Source organism: Microbacterium esteraromaticum, assembly GCF_017303215.1.
GTDB lineage: Bacteria > Actinomycetota > Actinomycetes > Actinomycetales > Microbacteriaceae > Microbacterium > Microbacterium esteraromaticum_C.
The window spans coordinates 1,005,375-1,021,437 of record NZ_JAEMWU010000001.1 but is presented as its reverse complement, the minus strand read 5'-3'; the positions used below and the strand labels follow the sequence as shown (position 1 = coordinate 1,021,437).

The following is a 16,063-nucleotide window of genomic DNA, read 5'->3' as shown; positions in this document are numbered from 1 at the left end:
GCCTCTACGGCTCACTCGGCCGAGAAGTACTTGTCGTAGATCGTGTCGTACTCGCCCGAGTCGCGCAGCTCCTGCAACGCGCCGTTGACGGCCTCGCGCAGGTTGGTGCGCTCACCCTTCGCGAAGGCGAACCCGTACTGCTCGTCGGTGTTGTACTCCTCGACGACCTCGTAGTCGGAGTCGGCCTTGACGTGCTCGATGTTGACCGGCAGGTCCTGCAGGATCGCCTCGACCTGACCGGCCTGCAGAGCGGGCCACATCTCGGCGTCACCGGGGTACTGCACGAGGACGGCGCCGGTGGCGTTCTCTTCGGCGTAGTTCTCACCGGTGGTGCCCTGCTGCACGGCGACGTTGCGACCTTCGAGGTCGTCGATGCCGGTGATGCCCGAGTCGGTCTTGACCAGCAGTGACTGCAGCGAGTCGTAGTACGGGTCGGCGAAGTCGAGGTTCGTCTTGCGTTCCTCGGTGATGGTCATCGCCGATGCGCCGAAGTCGCATGTGCCGGCGATCAGCGTGGTGCCCGACTGCAGGCCGTCGAATCCGACGTCCTGGATGCTGACCTCGAGGTCGAGCTTCTCGGCGATGGCAGCGACCAGGTCGAGGTCGAAGCCGGTGTAGCCGCCGTTGCCGTCCTCCATCTCGAAGGGCGGGTAGGGCACCTCGGAGCACACGGTCAGCGTGCCCGGCGTGACCAGCTCGAGCGCGCCCTCGTCGACGGGGGCATCATCGCCGCCGGCACAGCCGGTGAGTGCGAGGGTGGCGGCCGCGAGAACGGCAGCGCTGAAAAGAACGGGACGGTGGTTCATGGCCACTCCTTCGTGACGGGGTACAGACTTCACGCCGGGGTTCGGCATGCGGACCCTCGGTCGGGTACGGATCATCATAGGCATGCCAAGCGCCCCATGACCCCTGCGGAATCCGCTCTCCGGGTCACGGTTGCGTTGCGACCTCTGCTCAGATCTCGAAGTCCACCGCGACGCGGGATGCCACGACGGATCGGATGTACACGCCGACCTCCTGGTGGGCCGGGTGCACCTGATAGGCCTCGAGATCGTCGAGCGTGTCGACGTCGGCGACCAGGGTGACGTCCCAGTTGACGTCCGGGTAGGCGACATTGGCGCCGGCCGAGACCATGCGCAGTTGCGGAATCACACCCATCAGTGCGTTCAGCCGGCGGGCCACCTCGGTCGCCTGTTCGGCCCGCACGGTGGCGTCCGGGTCGGCGAGCTTCCAGCTCACGACGTGACGAATGGTCATTGTGCTCCTGCCTTCTTCTGCAGCGCCTCGCGCAGGCGCTCCGCCGACACCCGCCAGTGCGCGTGCAGTTCACCGTCGATCAGCACCACCGGGATCTTCTCCCACCACTTCTCGAACAGTGCGGGGTCGTCGTTGATGGACTGCTCGACGATCTCGATGCGCTCGGCGACAGCATCCGGCATCTCGGCGACGACGGCGTCGACGATCTCGTGCGCGACGTCGCAGAGGTGACAGTCGGGCTTGCCGATCAGCGTGAGGGTGGTAGACGGCATGGGTTTCTCCTGCGGGCAGTACACGAAGCGCCCCCGTCGACGGGCTCGATGCCCGATCGGGAGGCGCTTGGTGTCGTGCCGCTTACTTCTTGTTGCGGCGCTGGTGGCGAGTCTTACGAAGCAGCTTGCGGTGCTTCTTCTTCGCCATGCGCTTGCGGCGCTTCTTGATGACTGAACCCACGGAAACCTCACTAAGTCAGGGGTTGGGTGCCATGAAGTCGGCACCCGGGTACGGGCACGGAAAAAATGCCTCGGACGATTCTAGCAAACGGTCGGAGCAGCCGGGAAACCGACTCAGCCAACATCCGAGATGGGCTTGTGCATCATCTCGACGACGGCGGACTCGGGCACGCGATAACTGCGACCGAAGCGGATCGCCGGCAACTCACCGGCGTGCACGAGTCGGTACACGGTCATCTTGGACACGCGCATGAGTTCGGCGACCTCGGCCACCGTCAGGAATCGAACGTCTTGAACGTCGGGCATCCCCAATACCCCTTTCTATTGATGCACAGCATAGGGCGCGGGCGGGACGCGTGTAAACCGGTGTTGCTGCTGTGAAACGAGCTCAGCGACGCTTGAACGCGTTCGTGACGACGTGCTTCGCCGAGGCCGCGGCGCGTCCGACGGCTTCGGCGGCGTGCACGGTCGCCGACGGCAGCGGCGCGAAGGGAACATCGACGTCGGGAGCCTGCTCGCCGTAGGCATCGACCAGGAACGGGACCAACCAGTCGTCGACCGTCTCGAGTGGCGCGACCGAGATGCTGTAGAAGCGGCGCTGGCCGTCCTCTCGCACGGTGACAAGCTGCGCCTCACGCAGCACCTTGAGGTGCTTGGAGACCGTCGGCTGGCTGATGCCGAGCTCACTGACGATCCCGGTCACGCTGGTCCCGTCGTCACCCGTGGCCGACGCGTCCAGCAGAAGCCGCAGGATGTCGCGTCGCGTACCGTCTGCGATCACGTCGAAGATGTCGGTCATCCCCTCAGGGTAGTCGGCGTGGGCACCGAGTACCACGCGAGCACGGAGTACCATGACCAGGGCCCGGCGAAGCGCGCCGAGCGCACACAGCAGAAGGGGGCTCGATGTCGGGCATCCTGTCGGCATCCACCCCGCGGCGGGGCCTGCGTGGCGCCGCCAGATGGATCAAGCACGTCATCACCTCCTCGCCGTCGCGCTTCGCGATCGTCGTGTTCGCCGCACTGATCCTGCTGTTCACGGGTCTGCTGTCGCTGCCGATCTCGTCGGCGTCGGGAACGATCACCCCGCTGAGCGATGCGCTGTTCACCGCCATGTCGACCATCTGTGTCACGGGCCTGACGACGGTCGATATGGCCACGCACTGGTCGCCGTTCGGCAACGTCGTCATTTTCATCGGCGTGAACATCGGCGGAATGGGCGCCCTCACCCTCGCCTCGCTGCTCGGCCTGGTCATCTCGAAGCGGCTCGGGCTGCGGGCCAAGCTGATCGCCGCCGGCGACACCAACCCGATGCGCGCCCACGGCGGACCGGTCAATGAGAGCCAGACCGTGCGCCTGGGCGAAGTCGGCCAGCTGCTGACCACTGTCGCCCTGTCGACGCTGGTGATCGAGGGCACCGTGGCCGTGCTGCTGTACCCGGCGCTGATCTGGGCCGGCATCGACCCGATCGCCGCGCTGTGGGAGGCCCCTTATTACGCGGCCATGTCGTTCACGAACACCGGCTTCACGCCGAACGCCGGCGGCGTCTCGGTCTTCGCCGACGACTACCTGGTGCTCATCCTGCTGATGACCAGCGTGTTCCTCGGCAGCATCGGGTTCCCCGTGATCTACACCCTCGCCAAGCACGTCTGGCACGTCAAGCGCTGGTCGCTGCACTCCAAGCTGACCCTCATCACGACGATCCTGCTGTTCTTCCTCGGCGCTGCGGTCTTCCTGGTGCTGGAGTACAACAATCCGCGCACCTTCGGCTCGATGGATGCCACCGAGACGACGATGAACGCGCTGTTCCTGTCGGCGATGACGCGCTCGGGCGGTTTCAGCGTGATCGACATCGCCGACCTGAACGGTTCGTCGATGCTCGCGGCCACCATGCTGATGTTCGTCGGCGGCGGTTCAGCATCCACCGCCGGCGGAATCAAGGTGACCACGCTGGCCGTGCTCGCCATCGCCGTGTGGTCCGAGGCCCGGGGACGCCAGTCGGTCGAAGCCTTCGGCCGCCGCATCCCCAGCGACGTGCAGCGCGTCGCCCTCAGCGTCGTCGCCTGGGGCGCCACGATCGTCGCGCTGTCGACGATCGTGATCGCGCAGATCACGAAAGCCCCGATCGTCGATGTGCTCTTCGATGTCGTCTCGGCGTTCGGCACGGTCGGGCTCTCGTCCGGCCTCACCGAGGCGCTGCCCGACAGTGCCAAGTACGTGATGGCGGCCACCATCTTCATGGGGCGCGTTGGTACAGTGACTCTCGCCGCGGCGATCGCCGCGACTTCCCGCTCGCAGCTGTACTCGCTGCCCGTCGAAAGGCCGATCGTTGGTTGAGATGGTTCGGGGCGACGCCCCGGTACTCGTGATCGGACTGGGCCGCTTCGGCGCGGCGTGCGCAGGCGAACTCGATCGCCTCGACCGCGAGGTTCTCGCGATCGACGACAACCTCGAGCTGGTGCAGAAGTGGTCTGATCGCGTCACGCACACCGTGCAGGCGGATGCCCGCAACCTCGACGCGCTGCGTCAGATCGGCGCGCAGGACTTCCAGGTGGCCGTCGTCGCCGTCGGCTCGCTCATCGAAGCCTCAGTGCTGATCACCGCGAACCTCGTCGACCTGAAGGTGCCACAGATCTGGGCGAAGGCCGTTTCGCAGTCGCACGGCAAGATTCTCGCGCGCGTGGGCGCGAACCACGTCATCTACCCCGAGCGCGAGGCCGGTGAGCGCGTGGCCCACCTCGTCAGCGGGCGGATGCTCGACTTCATCCGCTTCGACGATGACTTCGTTCTGGCCAAGATGTACCCGCCGAAGTTCATCCGCGGCGTCGGTCTGAACGAGTCGGGTGTACGCACCAAGTACAACGTCACCGTCGTCGGCGTGAAGAGTCCCGGCAAGCCGTTCCGCTACGCCGAGGCGAACACGGTCGTCACCAACCACGACCTGATCATCGTGTCGGGGACGAACAGCGACATCGAGCGCTTCGCGGGCCTCGACCGCTGAGATCGGCGGGACTGCCAGAAAACATGAAAGGCAGTTCACATTGAGTGCTCCGTCCCGTTAGGATCGGTCGGGAAGCGCGGCGACGCTGCCGCACCGCACCCGAGGAGCACACCGTGACAGCATCCGACAGCATCCTTCTCGACGGCATCGCCACCCGATCCGTCACCACCCCGCGACTGCGCGCGAACATCCTGGAACGCACGGGCGACGACCCCGCGACTCCCGCCGACCGCACCATCGTCTTCGTCCACGGCAATGTCTCATCAGCACTGTTCTGGCAGGAGACCATGCAGGGCCTGCCCGCCGATGTGCGCCCGATCGCCGTCGACCTGCGCGGCTTCGGCGACAGCGAGGCGCTGCCCATCGATGCGACCCGCGGCGTGCGTGACTTCAGCGACGACCTCGCCTCGGTGCTCACCGCGCTCGATCTTCCTGCCGTCCACCTGGTCGGCTGGTCGATGGGCGGTGGCGTGATCATGCAGTACGCCCTCGACCACCCGGTGCTGAGCCTCACCCTGCAGGCGCCCGTCTCGCCGTACGGCTTCGGCGGCACCCGACGCGACGGCAGCCGGCTCACCGATGACGACGCCGGATGCGGTGGCGGCGGAGCGAATCCCGACTTCGTGCAGCGCCTGCGCGACGGCGACACCAGCGCCGAGGCCCAGACCTCTCCGCGCAGCGTGTTCCGCAGCGGCTACGTCTCGGCTGACTACTCATCACCCCTCGAAGACATCTGGGTCGCCTCGATGCTCACCACCTCGACCTCCGAGGGCAACTACCCGGGCGACGGCACCGCCAGCGACAACTGGCCCGGCTTCGCCGCCGGCGACCACGGCGTGCTGAACACGATGACGCCGAAGAACTTCGATGTCTCAGGAATCGTCGACCTCGACGCCAAGCCGCCGGTGCTCTGGGTGCACGGGAGCGCCGACGCGATCGTGTCGGACGCATCGTTCTTCGACCTCAACCATCTCGGCGCCCTCGGTGTCATCCCGGGCTGGCCCGGCGAGGAGGCCGCACCCGCCCAGCAGATGGTGTCGCAGACCCGCGATGTGCTCGACGCCTACGCCGCGGCGGGCGGTGACGTCATCGAGGAGTCCTGGGAGGGCGTCGGCCACGCACCGCACCTGGAGCGCCCCGAGGAGTTCCGTGCGGCGCTGCTGCGCCGTATCGGCTACGGCGCCTGACAGGCTGCGCGACGCAGAAGAGCCCGGGGCGGTGAGATCACCGCCCCGGGCTCTTTGTCTGTCCCCGCGGGATCAGGCTCCGGCGGCGAGTTCGCGGGCACGGGCGAGAGCGGCATCCGTCGCCCGGGCGAACACGCCCTCGAGTTCTGCCTCCTGCAGCACGGCCACCGCGCGCTCGGTCGTGCCCTTCGGGCTGGTCACGCGACGACGCAGCTCAGACGGCTCCTCGCCCGAAGCCTCCAGCAGCGCCGTAGCGCCGATGAACGTCTGCTCGGCCATCAGCCGGGCATCCGCCTCGGAGAACCCCTTGCCGATCGCCGCCTGCGTGAACGCCTCGATCAACAGGAACACGTACGCCGGTCCCGATCCCGAGATGGTCGAGAGCGCATCGATCTGCGCTTCATCGACCTCGATCACCGCACCGACGGTCTCGAACAGCGCACGCACGAGCGCCATGTCGTCGGCCGTGGCCGCCGCACCTGCGGCGATCCCCGTCACCCCGCGGCGCACCGTGGAGGGCGTGTTCGGCATCGAACGGATCACGTGCGCCTGCTGGCCGAGGCCCTCGGCGAAGGTGTGAAGGGTGACGCCCGCGGCAAGGCTCACGACGATGGCATCCGGGCGCAGCGACGGCGCGATCTCGCGCAACAGATCGGGAACCATCGCCGGCTTCACACCGACGAGGACGATACGAGCGGATGCCACGGCCTCGGCGTTCCCGTCGGGACGCTCCTCGAGGGCGATGCTCGTCACCCCGGGCAGGGCCGCGAGGGCATCCGCCTTCAGCCGCGAACGGTTCGTCGCGACGATGCCGTCGACCGGCACGCCGGAGGCGACCACCCCCTGCAGGATCGCACCTCCCATCGAACCGGCGCCGAGAAATGCGAGCGAAGGCAGCGAATCAACCATGCCGCCATCCTACGGAAGGCCTTCCAAGGAAGCCCGTCGTAGACTCAGAGCATGAGCGCATCCGGCGGCAGCAAGGCGATCATCGCGGCATTCCTGGCGAACCTCGGCATCGCCCTGGCGAAGTTCGTCGCCTGGGCGCTCTCGGGGTCCGCATCGATGCTCGCCGAGGCCATCCACTCGGTCGCCGACTCGGGCAACCAGCTGCTGCTGATGCGCGGCGGACGCCGGGCTCGCCGCGAGGCCGATCAGGAGCATCCGTTCGGCTACGGACGCGAGCGCTACGTCTCGGCGTTCGTCGTATCGATCATCCTGTTCTCGCTCGGTGGCCTGTTCGCCGTCTACGAGGGTGTGCAGAAGCTCATCGATCCGCACGAGATCGATTCGACCTGGTGGTGGCTGCCCCTCGCCGTGCTCGTCATCGCCATCGGGCTGGAGTCGTTCTCGCTGCGCACCGCCGTGCGCGAGAGCAACCGCGTGCGTGAGAAGGACCAGTCGTGGTTCTCGTTCGTGCGGCGTTCCAAGGCCCCCGAACTGCCCGTCGTCCTGCTCGAAGACGTCGGCGCGCTGATCGGTCTGACGTTCGCGCTGTTCGGCGTCGGGCTGACACTGATCACCGGCAACACCATGTTCGATGCGCTGGGCACCCTGATGATCGGTCTGCTGCTGATCCTGATCGCGATCGTGCTCGGCCTCGAGACCAAGAGCCTGCTGATCGGCGAAGGCGCGACGCCCACCGACCACGACCTCATCGTCGAGGCGATCACCGGCGGCCGCGAAGTACAGAAGCTCATCCACATCAAGACCCTGTACCTCGGCCCCGACGAACTGATGGTCGCCGCCAAGATCGCCCTGACCGCCGACAAGACGGTGCGCGAAGCCGCCGCCGACATCGACGAGATCGAGAGCCGTATCCGCGAGGCCGTTCCCGCAGCCCGCGTGGTCTACCTGGAGCCCGACGTGTACCGCCCGTCGCTGGATCCGGAACCGCCGACGGATGCCTTCGTGCTGAGGTCATCGGACTGACGGCCCGCTCGGCATGACCGAGGAGTTCCGCGCCGCCCTGGCGAACGCCGACCTGCCGGAAACGACGCTGGCGCGACTGCGCCGCGTGCAGGACGTGCTCGCTGCGGATCCCCAAGCCCGACTGGAGTCGTTCTGGATGAGCGACGGCGAACCGTACGCCGTGGTGTCGTTCGGCGACATCGACCAGGCCGACCTCGTCGTCTATCTGCTGCACGGCACCGAGACCACGCTCGATGTGTTCGAGGATTGGGCGAACGCCGCGCAACGCACCTGTATGGACGTCATCCGCTCGTGCGTGAGTCGCGGCGAACCCCGACGGGTCGCCACCGTCGTCTGGTTCGGGTGGGACTCGGGCACGCACGTGACGACACTCGCCACGAAACACGCCACGATCGGCGCGGCCCGGCTGGCCGTCGACCTCGACCGGCTCAAGGCACGCACCCCGCGCGCGCACATCGCACTGGTCACCTACTCATACTCATCGACGCTGCTCGGCGAGCTGTTCGCGATGAACATCGCCGGCGCCGTGAGCACGGCCTTCTCGATCGCATCCGCCGGGGTCACCCAGGCTGCGAGCATCGCCATCGGCGACGCCATCACACGCGGCGACGTCGTCGTGTACGCCACCGAGGGCGCGGATGACAGCATCGCTCCGTTGGGCCGCCTCGGACAGCACCCGGTCGATCCGCGCGACATCCCCGGAGTCATCGGCTACGACTGCGACGGCGGCGAGGCACCCGGTATCGAGGGCGGCGTGGTCGTCGGACTCGCCGTGCAGGGACACGCGTCGCAGAGTTCGATCGACGAGCACGGCGTACGCCGTGCCGGGTACTTCGATGAGCACGCTCAGGGATACCTGACGATGGTCGACTACCTGGCCGACGCCGCAACCGACGGACGCTGAGGTCGCGTACCGATCGGATGCCCGAAGCTCGCGCCTGCCGGGGCGGGCGGGCTGCGGGTTGCGGATGTCAACGGGCGTCAGCGGCGGGCGTCGAAGAACTGCTGCAGCAGGGCGATGGCAGCATCCGACTGCACCCCGCCGACGACCTCGGCACGGTACGGCAGGCGACGATCACGCAGCAGGTCGTACATCGACCCGGCCGCGCCGGCCTTCTCATCCCACGCGCCGAAGACCACCCGCGCGACGCGCGACTGCAGAATGGCGCCCGCGCACATCACGCAGGGTTCGAGGGTGACGACGAGCGTGTGCTGCTCGAGGTTCCACGACCCGAGGTGCTCGGCGGCGGCGCGCAGCGCGACGACCTCGGCGTGCGCCGTCGGGTCATGAGTCTGCTCACGCAGGTTGCGGCCTTCTGCGACGATCGCGCCGGTGGCGTCGAGCACGACGGCGCCGACAGGCACATCGCCGTCGTTTCCGGCATCCGCGGCGAGCGCGAGAGCGCGCCGCATCGGCTCGTCGAAGGCGCGGTTCATGCCGTCGAGCCTACTGCGCGGGCAGTTCGGCACGATTCGACACACGCGCAGGGGCTTCGGGCAAGTAGCCTGTAATCATGCGCGTTCATGTGGCCGATCACCCGCTCATCACTCACAAGCTCACGGTGCTGCGGGATGAGAACACCTCCTCGCCCGTCTTCCGCCAGTTGACGGAGGAGCTCGTGACCCTGCTGGCTTACGAGGCCACGCGCACCGTGAAGGTCACGCCGGTCGAGGTGAAGACCCCGGTGACGACCACGATGGGTGTGAAGATCGCCGAGCCGCGCCCGATCGTCGTGCCGATCCTGCGCGCGGGCCTCGGCATGCTCGAAGGGCTCGTGAAGCTGCTGCCCACCGCCGAGGTCGGATTCCTGGGCATGGTGCGCGATGACGAGACGTTCGAGCCGACCACCTACGCCGAACGTCTGCCCGATGACCTGAGCGACCGCCAGTGCTTCGCGATCGACCCGATGCTCGCGACCGGTGGCTCGCTGGCGGCGGCGATCCAGTTCCTGTTCGACCGCGGAGCGAAGGACGTCACCGCGATCTGCCTGCTCGGCACCCCCGAGGGCCTCGAGGCGATCGAGAGGATCGTCGGCGATCAGGATGTCACCCTCGTATTGGGTGCCGTCGACGAGCGCCTGAACGAGAAGGGGTACATCGTGCCCGGACTCGGCGACGCCGGCGACCGCCTGTACGGCACCGTCTGACACCCGGGGTTGCCGGCGCGCTGGCATCCCGTCTTCTCGGTGCCCCGGGCTCCCTTCCCCGGCGACCGCCTGTGGCGGCCCGGTATCCCGGCATCCCGTCATTGAAAACAGGACGGTTACCGAGAACAGGACGATTCCCACAGATCCAGCCTGTTCTCGGCAACGAGCCTGTTCTCAGTGACGCGCGTCCGGGCAGCAACCCGAAGAGCGCCGACCCGATCAAACCGGCAGGTCAGACGGTCAGGGTGTAGCCGCGCTCGTCGCCGTAGTGCACGAACCCGGCGCGCGTCAGGATGGGTGCCGACGTCGAGACCCGCCCCTTCACCAGTGCCGTCGTCGCCCCGAGCGCGCTCGCACGCCGCAGGCGCTCCGCGAGCACGGCCAAGTAGGCGCCGCGACCCCGTGCCTCGGGCACCGTCCCACCGCCCCACAGTCGAGCGAACTCCCCGACAATCGTGCACCCGCCCGTGCTGACCGCGACTCCGTCGATGCGAGCCAGCACGCGGATGCCCTCGCCTGACGCGTTCGCGGACTCGATCTCGGCCAGCTCCTGTGTGAGTTGCTCGGGTGACAACGGCTGCTGCTCTTGCCACACCGCGACGTCGACCGCATCCATCTCACGCACGTGGTCGAGCGTGCGGATGACCTCGGCGGTGACGCCCTCGGGCACCTCGATCGAGATGCCGTCGACTGGTCGCGCGAGCACCGCCACCGTATCGACGTGCTCCGCACCGCGGGCGACGAGCTCCGCCTCAAGATCGGGTGAGTCCGCGGCGTTCGTCCAGAATGTCAGCCGGGTCTCGCCCCACTCACGGGTGCGCTCGATCGCATGATCGAGCACGGCGGGCGCGTCGAGATCAGACGCGACCCGCGAAGCCCTGACACCGCCGCCGAACCGTGCCGGGTACCGCACGAGCTGCAGCTCGCTCACCTCGTGCTCGCTCCCGCGCGGGAACCATGCCCATTCCGCGGCCGCCCGCAGGATGCCCTCAGTCGTGGGCACCGTCGCGTCCGGGCTCATGCCCGCGGCCCGTCAGCGACGCGGTCGGCGCCGACCAGGTGCGCGAACGCGCTGAGCCGGGCCACCGCCTCGGGCGTCCATGGCAGGTCATCGAGCAACGCCGGAGAATGCACCAGGTACGCCGCGCTCTTGGCGCGCGAGATCGCCACATTCAGGCGGTTCTGCAGCAACAGGAACTCCGGCCCGCGGGGCGCATCCCGCCCGCTCGAAGCGGCCAGCGAGGTGATCGAGACGACGGCCTCTTTGCCCTGGAAGTTGTCAACGGTGCCGACGGCGACCTCGCCGAAGCCCGCCGCGACAAGCTCTTCGTGGATGAGCTGCTTCTGCGCGTTGTACGGTGCCACGACGATGATGTCGTCCTGCACGAGGGGGCGTGCGGGCTCGTCGGTCATGCCGTCCGTGTACTCGCGTCCGATCAGGTCGCGCACGATCCTGACGACCTCGGCGGCCTCTTCGGGCGACTGGGTCGCATTGCCGCGATGGCGCACCGGCAGTACGTGCAGGCCCGGCTCGACGCCGGAGATCACCCGCGTCTCGGCACCGGGCGCCGACGCGAGCTTGCCGGCGTACGACAGGCGGGAGACGGGAGACGCGACCTGCGGATGCATGCGCCATGACTGCGCGAGGAAGTACCCGTGCGCGGGGTCGATCACCGATTCGCCGTCCATCACCCAGCCCAGCGCCGATGTGTCCACCGGCTCGGGATGAGTGCCCTGGCTCACCTGCGGCAACTGCTGCGGATCCCCCAGCAGCAGCAGTCGCTTCGCCCCCGCGGCGACGGCGATCGTCGACGCGAGCGAGAACTGCCCGGCCTCATCGATCACGAGCAGGTCGAGACCGCCCCGGTCGACACGCCGGGTGTTGCTGAAGTCCCAGGCCGTGCCACCGACGACCGCTCCCCCACGAGCGTGCTCGGCGAGGAAGCCTGCCATGCCGTCCTTGCGGATCACCGTGTAGCCGGGTTCGGAGGCAGAGGAGTCCTTGGGAGCCTTCGCCACCCGCTCAGCGGGAACACCATCGGCGATGACCCGCTCGAGCAGGTTCTCGACGATCGCGTGCGACTGGGCGACCACCCCGACGCGATAGCCGTGCTCACGCACCAGGCGTGCGATCACCCGCGACCCGGTGTAAGTCTTGCCGGTTCCCGGGGGGCCCTGCACTGCCAGGTAGCTGTCGTCGAGATCGAGGATGCCGCGCACGATCGCATCGACGGTGTCATCACCGGCCTGCGGCAGAGAAGCGCCTGAGACCGTGCGTGGGGCGATGCGGCGCAGGATGTCGGTCGCCGCGTCGCGGGGAAAGTCGGGGGCCGCGCGATGCACGCGCGCCGCCCACTGCTCGATCGCACTCTGCTGTGACGCGACGTGCGGCGGAGCCGCCGGGGCGAGGGCGAGTGGCAGTTCGTCCCAGAGCTGCCCGTCAATGCCGCGCTCGCGCACGACGTAGCCGTCATCGAGCACGGCGATCACCTCGACGGCATGCGGCACATGGATCACTCGAGAGGGGGCGTTCGCCGCGAATGGCGTCGGCACGGCGTACAGCGCGAACGGACTGCTGCCCTCGCGCAGAGTACTGCCGGGGGCCACCTCACCGCGCAGGCGCAGCACGCGCGACTGCGAGCGCTGCCGTTCGCCGAGCGCCCAGTCCTCGTCGACGCTGCTGCGTGTCGCGTCGACGCGCAGCACGTCGCGCGTGCTCTCCCATACCGACAGCGGCTCGCGCAATCTCTGGAAGTGCCCTTGCCAGAAGCTCTTCGCCTCGCGCGGGTAGTAGTCGATCGCGGCCGCGGCGACACGGAACTCGCTGCCGCTGCGGCCGGCGTGCTCTGCCTCGAGCGCCTCGGCCTGCAGGGCGAGCGAGAGCGGCGATGGTTCGTAGGCCGCGGTCTCGGGGTCGTCCGGCGGCGCGGGCAGCACGCCCTCTTGCTTGGCCAGTTCGATGAGCCAGTTGCGCAGCCGTCGCGTCGAGACGCAGTCGTACCGGTTGTAGTCGGCCAGGTCGGCGAGAATCTGCTCGCCCTCATCCGCACGCCCCGCGGCGATCAGCCCCCGCGCCTGCACGTACTGGACGATCGAGTCGTCGCCCTTCTGCACATCGCTGGTGCGCACTTCTTCGCCCATGTAGAGCGGTTCGAGCTTCTTGATCGAGTACGACCGCGATCCCACGCGCACCGAGCGCAGCACGATCGGGTAGAGGTCGACGAACACCCCCTCGCGCAGCAGACGATCGACGTCGGCCTCGCCGACCCCGTGCCGTGCGGCCATCGCCGCCAGGTGCGAGGTCTCGTACGGCGCGTAGTGGTAGATGTGCATGTCGGGGTGGGTCTGCCGACGCAGCTTCACGAACTCGAGGAAGTCGAGCAGCGCGCGCTTCTCATCGGCGAAGCTGTGCGCCCAGAGCGCCGAGTACTGGTCGGCATTGTCGACCCAGCCGAACAGGTAGTCGATGCCCCACTGCGCGCCCTGTTCGGCGCCGGTCGCCTCGGTGTACAGCGGGTCGCCTTCGAAGTCGAAGAAGATGTCACCGCGGCTCGGCCGCGGCATGAGCCCGATGGCATTGGCCGAGACCAGTTCGAATGGCGGCGTGTCCGTCCCCTCGACGGGTACCCCCAGCTGCAGACGCGCCTGAGCCCGCAACGCGGCGAACGTCTCGGGGTTCATGCCCTGCGGGGCATCGGATGCCATCGCCAAGTCGTCGATCGTGAAAATGCCGGCCGTCCGCAGGCGCTGCCGCTGCACCGGACGCATGCGCGCCACCATCAGCAGGTCGCGGTGACCGATCACCTGTTCATCGCACGTCGCGCAGCGCCCGCATGCGATGATCTGCAGGTCTCCGCGGTCATCTCCCCACGCCAGCGGCTCACCCGCGGCACCCGCCGTGACGTCGCGGTCGGCGATCAGAGCCCGCAGTCGCGCCCGCCGTACGTGGAACAGCGGCAGCAGGTCATCTACCCGGTGCGTGCTGACGCTGCCATCGCCGAGGATGAGGTCGACCTCGTCGCTGCGTTCGATGCCCAGCAGGTCGAGCTGATCGACATATGCGGCGAGCTGCATGAGCGCTGTCGCACGGGCGGCGCGCGCCAACTTGGAATCCTGCACCCGCCAGCGCCCGTCGTCATCGCGCAGCAAGAAGTCGGCGAAGCCGACGAACTCGGACGTTGAGAACACGGCTTGGAAGACGACGGTCGCCTCCGACCGCAGCGCGCGTTGCGTGTCGTCGACAGCGGATGCCATCGCCGTGGCATCCGTCGACTTCACCTTCGGCAGGCAGACGACGCCCGGTCCCCCCTCGACGGCCTCGCCTCGCTCGGCGATGTAGTCGGCCAGCACCGCACGCTCGTGTACGTCGCCGAGTTCTGCGGCACGCGCGAGCGTGGCATCCTCAGGTTCGACCACCGCCGGAACGCGCCCGAGCTTGGCGTCGAGCGCACGCATCCAGGCGAACTCGCATTCCGCCGCGACCTTCAGGTCGCTGGCGCTCCACACCACACGATTCTCTGCTGCGATGACCCGCACCGTGCCGCCTCTCCGTTGCCTGTCATCGACACTATCCCCGGGCGCCGACACTCACCGCGATGGACCCCTTACGCTCGGGGGCATCAGTGTGCGGGCTCAGCGCCACCAGGTGTCGTGCGGCGCCACGGGAAGGTGGCGCTTGTGCCGCGACCCGAGGTACTTCGCCTCGATGCGCGCCGCGACGTCTGCCGGCACCTCTCCCCCCTCGAGGTAGGTGTCGATCTGCTCGTAGGTGATGCCGAGTTCGTGCTCGTCGGCCCGGCCGGGCTGACCATCGAGCAGATCTGCCGTCGGCACCTTCAGATACAGGCGCTCCGGCGATCCGAGGTGCTGCAGCAGTGCACGGCCCTGCCGCTTGGTGAGTCCCGACAGCGGCAGCACGTCGGCCGCTCCGTCACCGAACTTGGTGAAGAAACCGGTCACAGCCTCCGCGGCATGGTCGGTGCCGATCACGAGCATGCCGTCGTGCCCGGCGAGCGCGTACTGCGCGACCATGCGGATGCGAGCCTTGATGTTGCCGCGGTTGAAGTCGGTGATGCTCGAGTCGAAAGCGTGCTCGATATCGGCCTCGACGGCGTCCACACCGCGGTGGATGTTGACCTCGATCGAGCGATCCGCGGCGATGAAGTCGAGGGCCGCCTCGGCATCCGCCGCATCGTGCTGCTCGCGGTAGGGCAGGCGCACGGCGAGAAACGACGCCGCGCCGCCGTCGGCACGCACGCGCTCGACGGCCAGCTGCGCCAGGCGCCCGGCCAGGGTGGAGTCCTGTCCGCCCGAGATGCCGAGCACGAAGCCCTTCGCTCCGGACGCGCGCAGGTAGTCGACGAGGAAGCCGATTCTGGCATCGGCTTCCGTCGCCGGGTCGATTTCGGGCCGTACGCCGAGGTCTGCGGCGATCTGCTGCTGCATGCTCACGGCCCCATCCTCTCACCGCGGGCCGCCCGGATGTCCACGGAGCCGGCACCGGATGTCAGGATGGATACGTGAAACTCCTCGTCGCCGCCCTCGCCTCTGAACTGCAGGCCTTCCCCGCTGAGATCGACGGCTTCGATCGCCTCGTGACCGGCCCCGGAAAGCTCATGGCCACGTACGGGCTGACCCGCGCGCTGGATGCGGCGGTGTACGACGAGATCATCGTGGTCGGCACCGCAGGTGCCGTGTCGGATGCCATCGCGACGGGCATCCACGATGTGAGCTCCGCCATCCAGCACGATGTGCAGGACCTCGACGGCACGGTCGGCCAGCACGTGTCGCTGCCGGCCCGCTTGGAGACCGGACGCGCCGGCGTGACGATCGCGACCGGCGATATCTTCGTCGACGACGTCGATGCGGTCGCGCGGATCACCTCGCTCGGAGGGGTGCTCGTCGACATGGAGACCTACGCGTTCGTGTGGGTGGCCCAGAAGTTCGGCGTTCCGATCCGTGTGGTGCGGGTGGTCTCGGATCGCGCGCAGGACGGCGCGACGCAGGTCTGGGACGAGGTCGTAGCCGCGTGCAGTGCCCAGCTGTGGGACTTCATGCAGCGCGAGTACTCGCTCTGACCCCTCGCGCACG

18 protein-coding genes are annotated in these 16,063 nt (G+C 68.1%); 7 read left to right on the top strand and 11 right to left on the bottom strand.

What is annotated here, in order from left to right:
- Positions 1–11 precede the first annotated feature (11 nt).
- From JF543_RS04680 to JF543_RS04655, 6 genes are all read right to left on the bottom strand, one after another.
- On the bottom strand, positions 12–806 hold the full coding sequence (locus JF543_RS04680; RefSeq protein WP_206822856.1) for a basic amino acid ABC transporter substrate-binding protein: 795 nt from the start codon (positions 804–806) through the stop codon (positions 12–14).
- A 148-nt stretch (positions 807–954) separates the two neighbouring features.
- Positions 955–1,257 (bottom strand): Dabb family protein, encoded by a 303-nt coding sequence (locus JF543_RS04675; RefSeq protein ID WP_179409072.1) that lies wholly within the window; start codon positions 1,255–1,257, stop codon positions 955–957.
- Entirely contained in the window at positions 1,254–1,529 is a 276-nt protein-coding gene (locus tag JF543_RS04670) for a glutaredoxin family protein (RefSeq protein WP_206820999.1), read from the bottom strand. Before JF543_RS04670 ends, JF543_RS04675 begins: the two co-directional genes overlap by 4 nt.
- An 82-nt stretch (positions 1,530–1,611) precedes the next feature.
- Positions 1,612–1,710 carry a 30S ribosomal protein bS22 gene (locus JF543_RS04665; RefSeq protein WP_003792170.1) on the bottom strand — a complete coding sequence of 33 codons (99 nt, stop codon included), beginning with the start codon at positions 1,708–1,710 and terminating at the stop codon, positions 1,612–1,614.
- 113 nt (positions 1,711–1,823) lie between these two features.
- Positions 1,824–2,015 (bottom strand): helix-turn-helix domain-containing protein, encoded by a 192-nt coding sequence (locus JF543_RS04660; protein WP_179409074.1) that lies wholly within the window; start codon positions 2,013–2,015, stop codon positions 1,824–1,826.
- A gap of 82 nt (positions 2,016–2,097) precedes the next feature.
- Positions 2,098–2,508, bottom strand: a complete 411-nt coding sequence (locus JF543_RS04655; protein ID WP_206550484.1) for an ArsR/SmtB family transcription factor — start codon at positions 2,506–2,508, stop codon at positions 2,098–2,100.
- Positions 2,509–2,612: 104 nt separating this feature from the next.
- Between JF543_RS04655 and JF543_RS04650 the strand changes: the two genes are divergently transcribed.
- From JF543_RS04650 to JF543_RS04640, 3 genes are all read left to right on the top strand, one after another.
- The gene (locus tag JF543_RS04650; RefSeq protein WP_179409076.1) at positions 2,613–4,043 is read left to right on the top strand and encodes a TrkH family potassium uptake protein; all 1,431 of its coding nucleotides are present in this window, start codon (positions 2,613–2,615) and stop codon (positions 4,041–4,043) included.
- Position 4,044: 1 nt separating this feature from the next.
- Positions 4,045–4,707, top strand: a complete 663-nt coding sequence (locus tag JF543_RS04645) for a potassium channel family protein (RefSeq protein WP_374222195.1) — start codon at positions 4,045–4,047, stop codon at positions 4,705–4,707.
- Positions 4,708–4,820: 113 nt separating this feature from the next.
- A complete protein-coding gene (locus JF543_RS04640) occupies positions 4,821–5,894 on the top strand; it encodes an alpha/beta hydrolase (RefSeq protein ID WP_347401091.1) in 1,074 nt (357 codons plus the stop codon).
- Positions 5,895–5,966: 72 nt separating this feature from the next.
- Here JF543_RS04640 and proC read toward each other — a convergent pair whose 3' ends face one another.
- Complete coding sequence (gene proC, locus JF543_RS04635; protein ID WP_206822855.1) at positions 5,967–6,803, bottom strand: pyrroline-5-carboxylate reductase; 837 nt, start codon at positions 6,801–6,803, stop codon at positions 5,967–5,969.
- 51 nt (positions 6,804–6,854) lie between these two features.
- On the opposite strand from proC, the gene JF543_RS04630 reads away from it, so the two are divergent.
- Both JF543_RS04630 and JF543_RS04625 read left to right on the top strand, forming a co-directional pair.
- Complete coding sequence (locus JF543_RS04630) at positions 6,855–7,826, top strand: cation diffusion facilitator family transporter (protein ID WP_179409080.1); 972 nt, start codon at positions 6,855–6,857, stop codon at positions 7,824–7,826.
- Between the two features lie 13 nt (positions 7,827–7,839).
- Entirely contained in the window at positions 7,840–8,730 is an 891-nt protein-coding gene (locus JF543_RS04625) for an alpha/beta hydrolase (RefSeq protein ID WP_206822854.1), read from the top strand.
- A gap of 77 nt (positions 8,731–8,807) precedes the next feature.
- Here the strand turns inward: JF543_RS04625 and tadA are convergent, their stop codons facing one another.
- Complete coding sequence (gene tadA, locus JF543_RS04620) at positions 8,808–9,263, bottom strand: tRNA adenosine(34) deaminase TadA (RefSeq protein WP_423494682.1); 456 nt, start codon at positions 9,261–9,263, stop codon at positions 8,808–8,810.
- Between the two features lie 77 nt (positions 9,264–9,340).
- On the opposite strand from tadA, the gene upp reads away from it, so the two are divergent.
- Positions 9,341–9,973, top strand: coding sequence for a uracil phosphoribosyltransferase (upp, locus tag JF543_RS04615; RefSeq protein WP_206822853.1), 633 nt, complete (start codon positions 9,341–9,343; stop codon positions 9,971–9,973).
- A 232-nt stretch (positions 9,974–10,205) separates the two neighbouring features.
- Here the strand turns inward: upp and JF543_RS04610 are convergent, their stop codons facing one another.
- From JF543_RS04610 to nadE, 3 genes are all read right to left on the bottom strand, one after another.
- Positions 10,206–10,994, bottom strand: a complete 789-nt coding sequence (locus JF543_RS04610; RefSeq protein ID WP_206822852.1) for a hypothetical protein — start codon at positions 10,992–10,994, stop codon at positions 10,206–10,208.
- Positions 10,991–14,509: a TM0106 family RecB-like putative nuclease gene (locus tag JF543_RS04605; RefSeq protein ID WP_347401090.1), complete on the bottom strand. Its 3,519-nt coding sequence runs from the start codon at positions 14,507–14,509 to the stop codon at positions 10,991–10,993. The genes JF543_RS04610 and JF543_RS04605 overlap by 4 nt, the downstream gene beginning before the upstream one ends.
- Before the next feature lie 96 nt (positions 14,510–14,605).
- Entirely contained in the window at positions 14,606–15,418 is an 813-nt protein-coding gene (nadE, locus tag JF543_RS04600; RefSeq protein ID WP_218848096.1) for an ammonia-dependent NAD(+) synthetase, read from the bottom strand.
- 74 nt (positions 15,419–15,492) lie between these two features.
- Here nadE and JF543_RS04595 point away from each other — a divergent pair, with 74 nt between their 5' ends.
- A complete protein-coding gene (locus tag JF543_RS04595) occupies positions 15,493–16,050 on the top strand; it encodes a nucleoside phosphorylase (protein WP_179409085.1) in 558 nt (185 codons plus the stop codon).
- Positions 16,051–16,063: the final 13 nt, after the last annotated feature.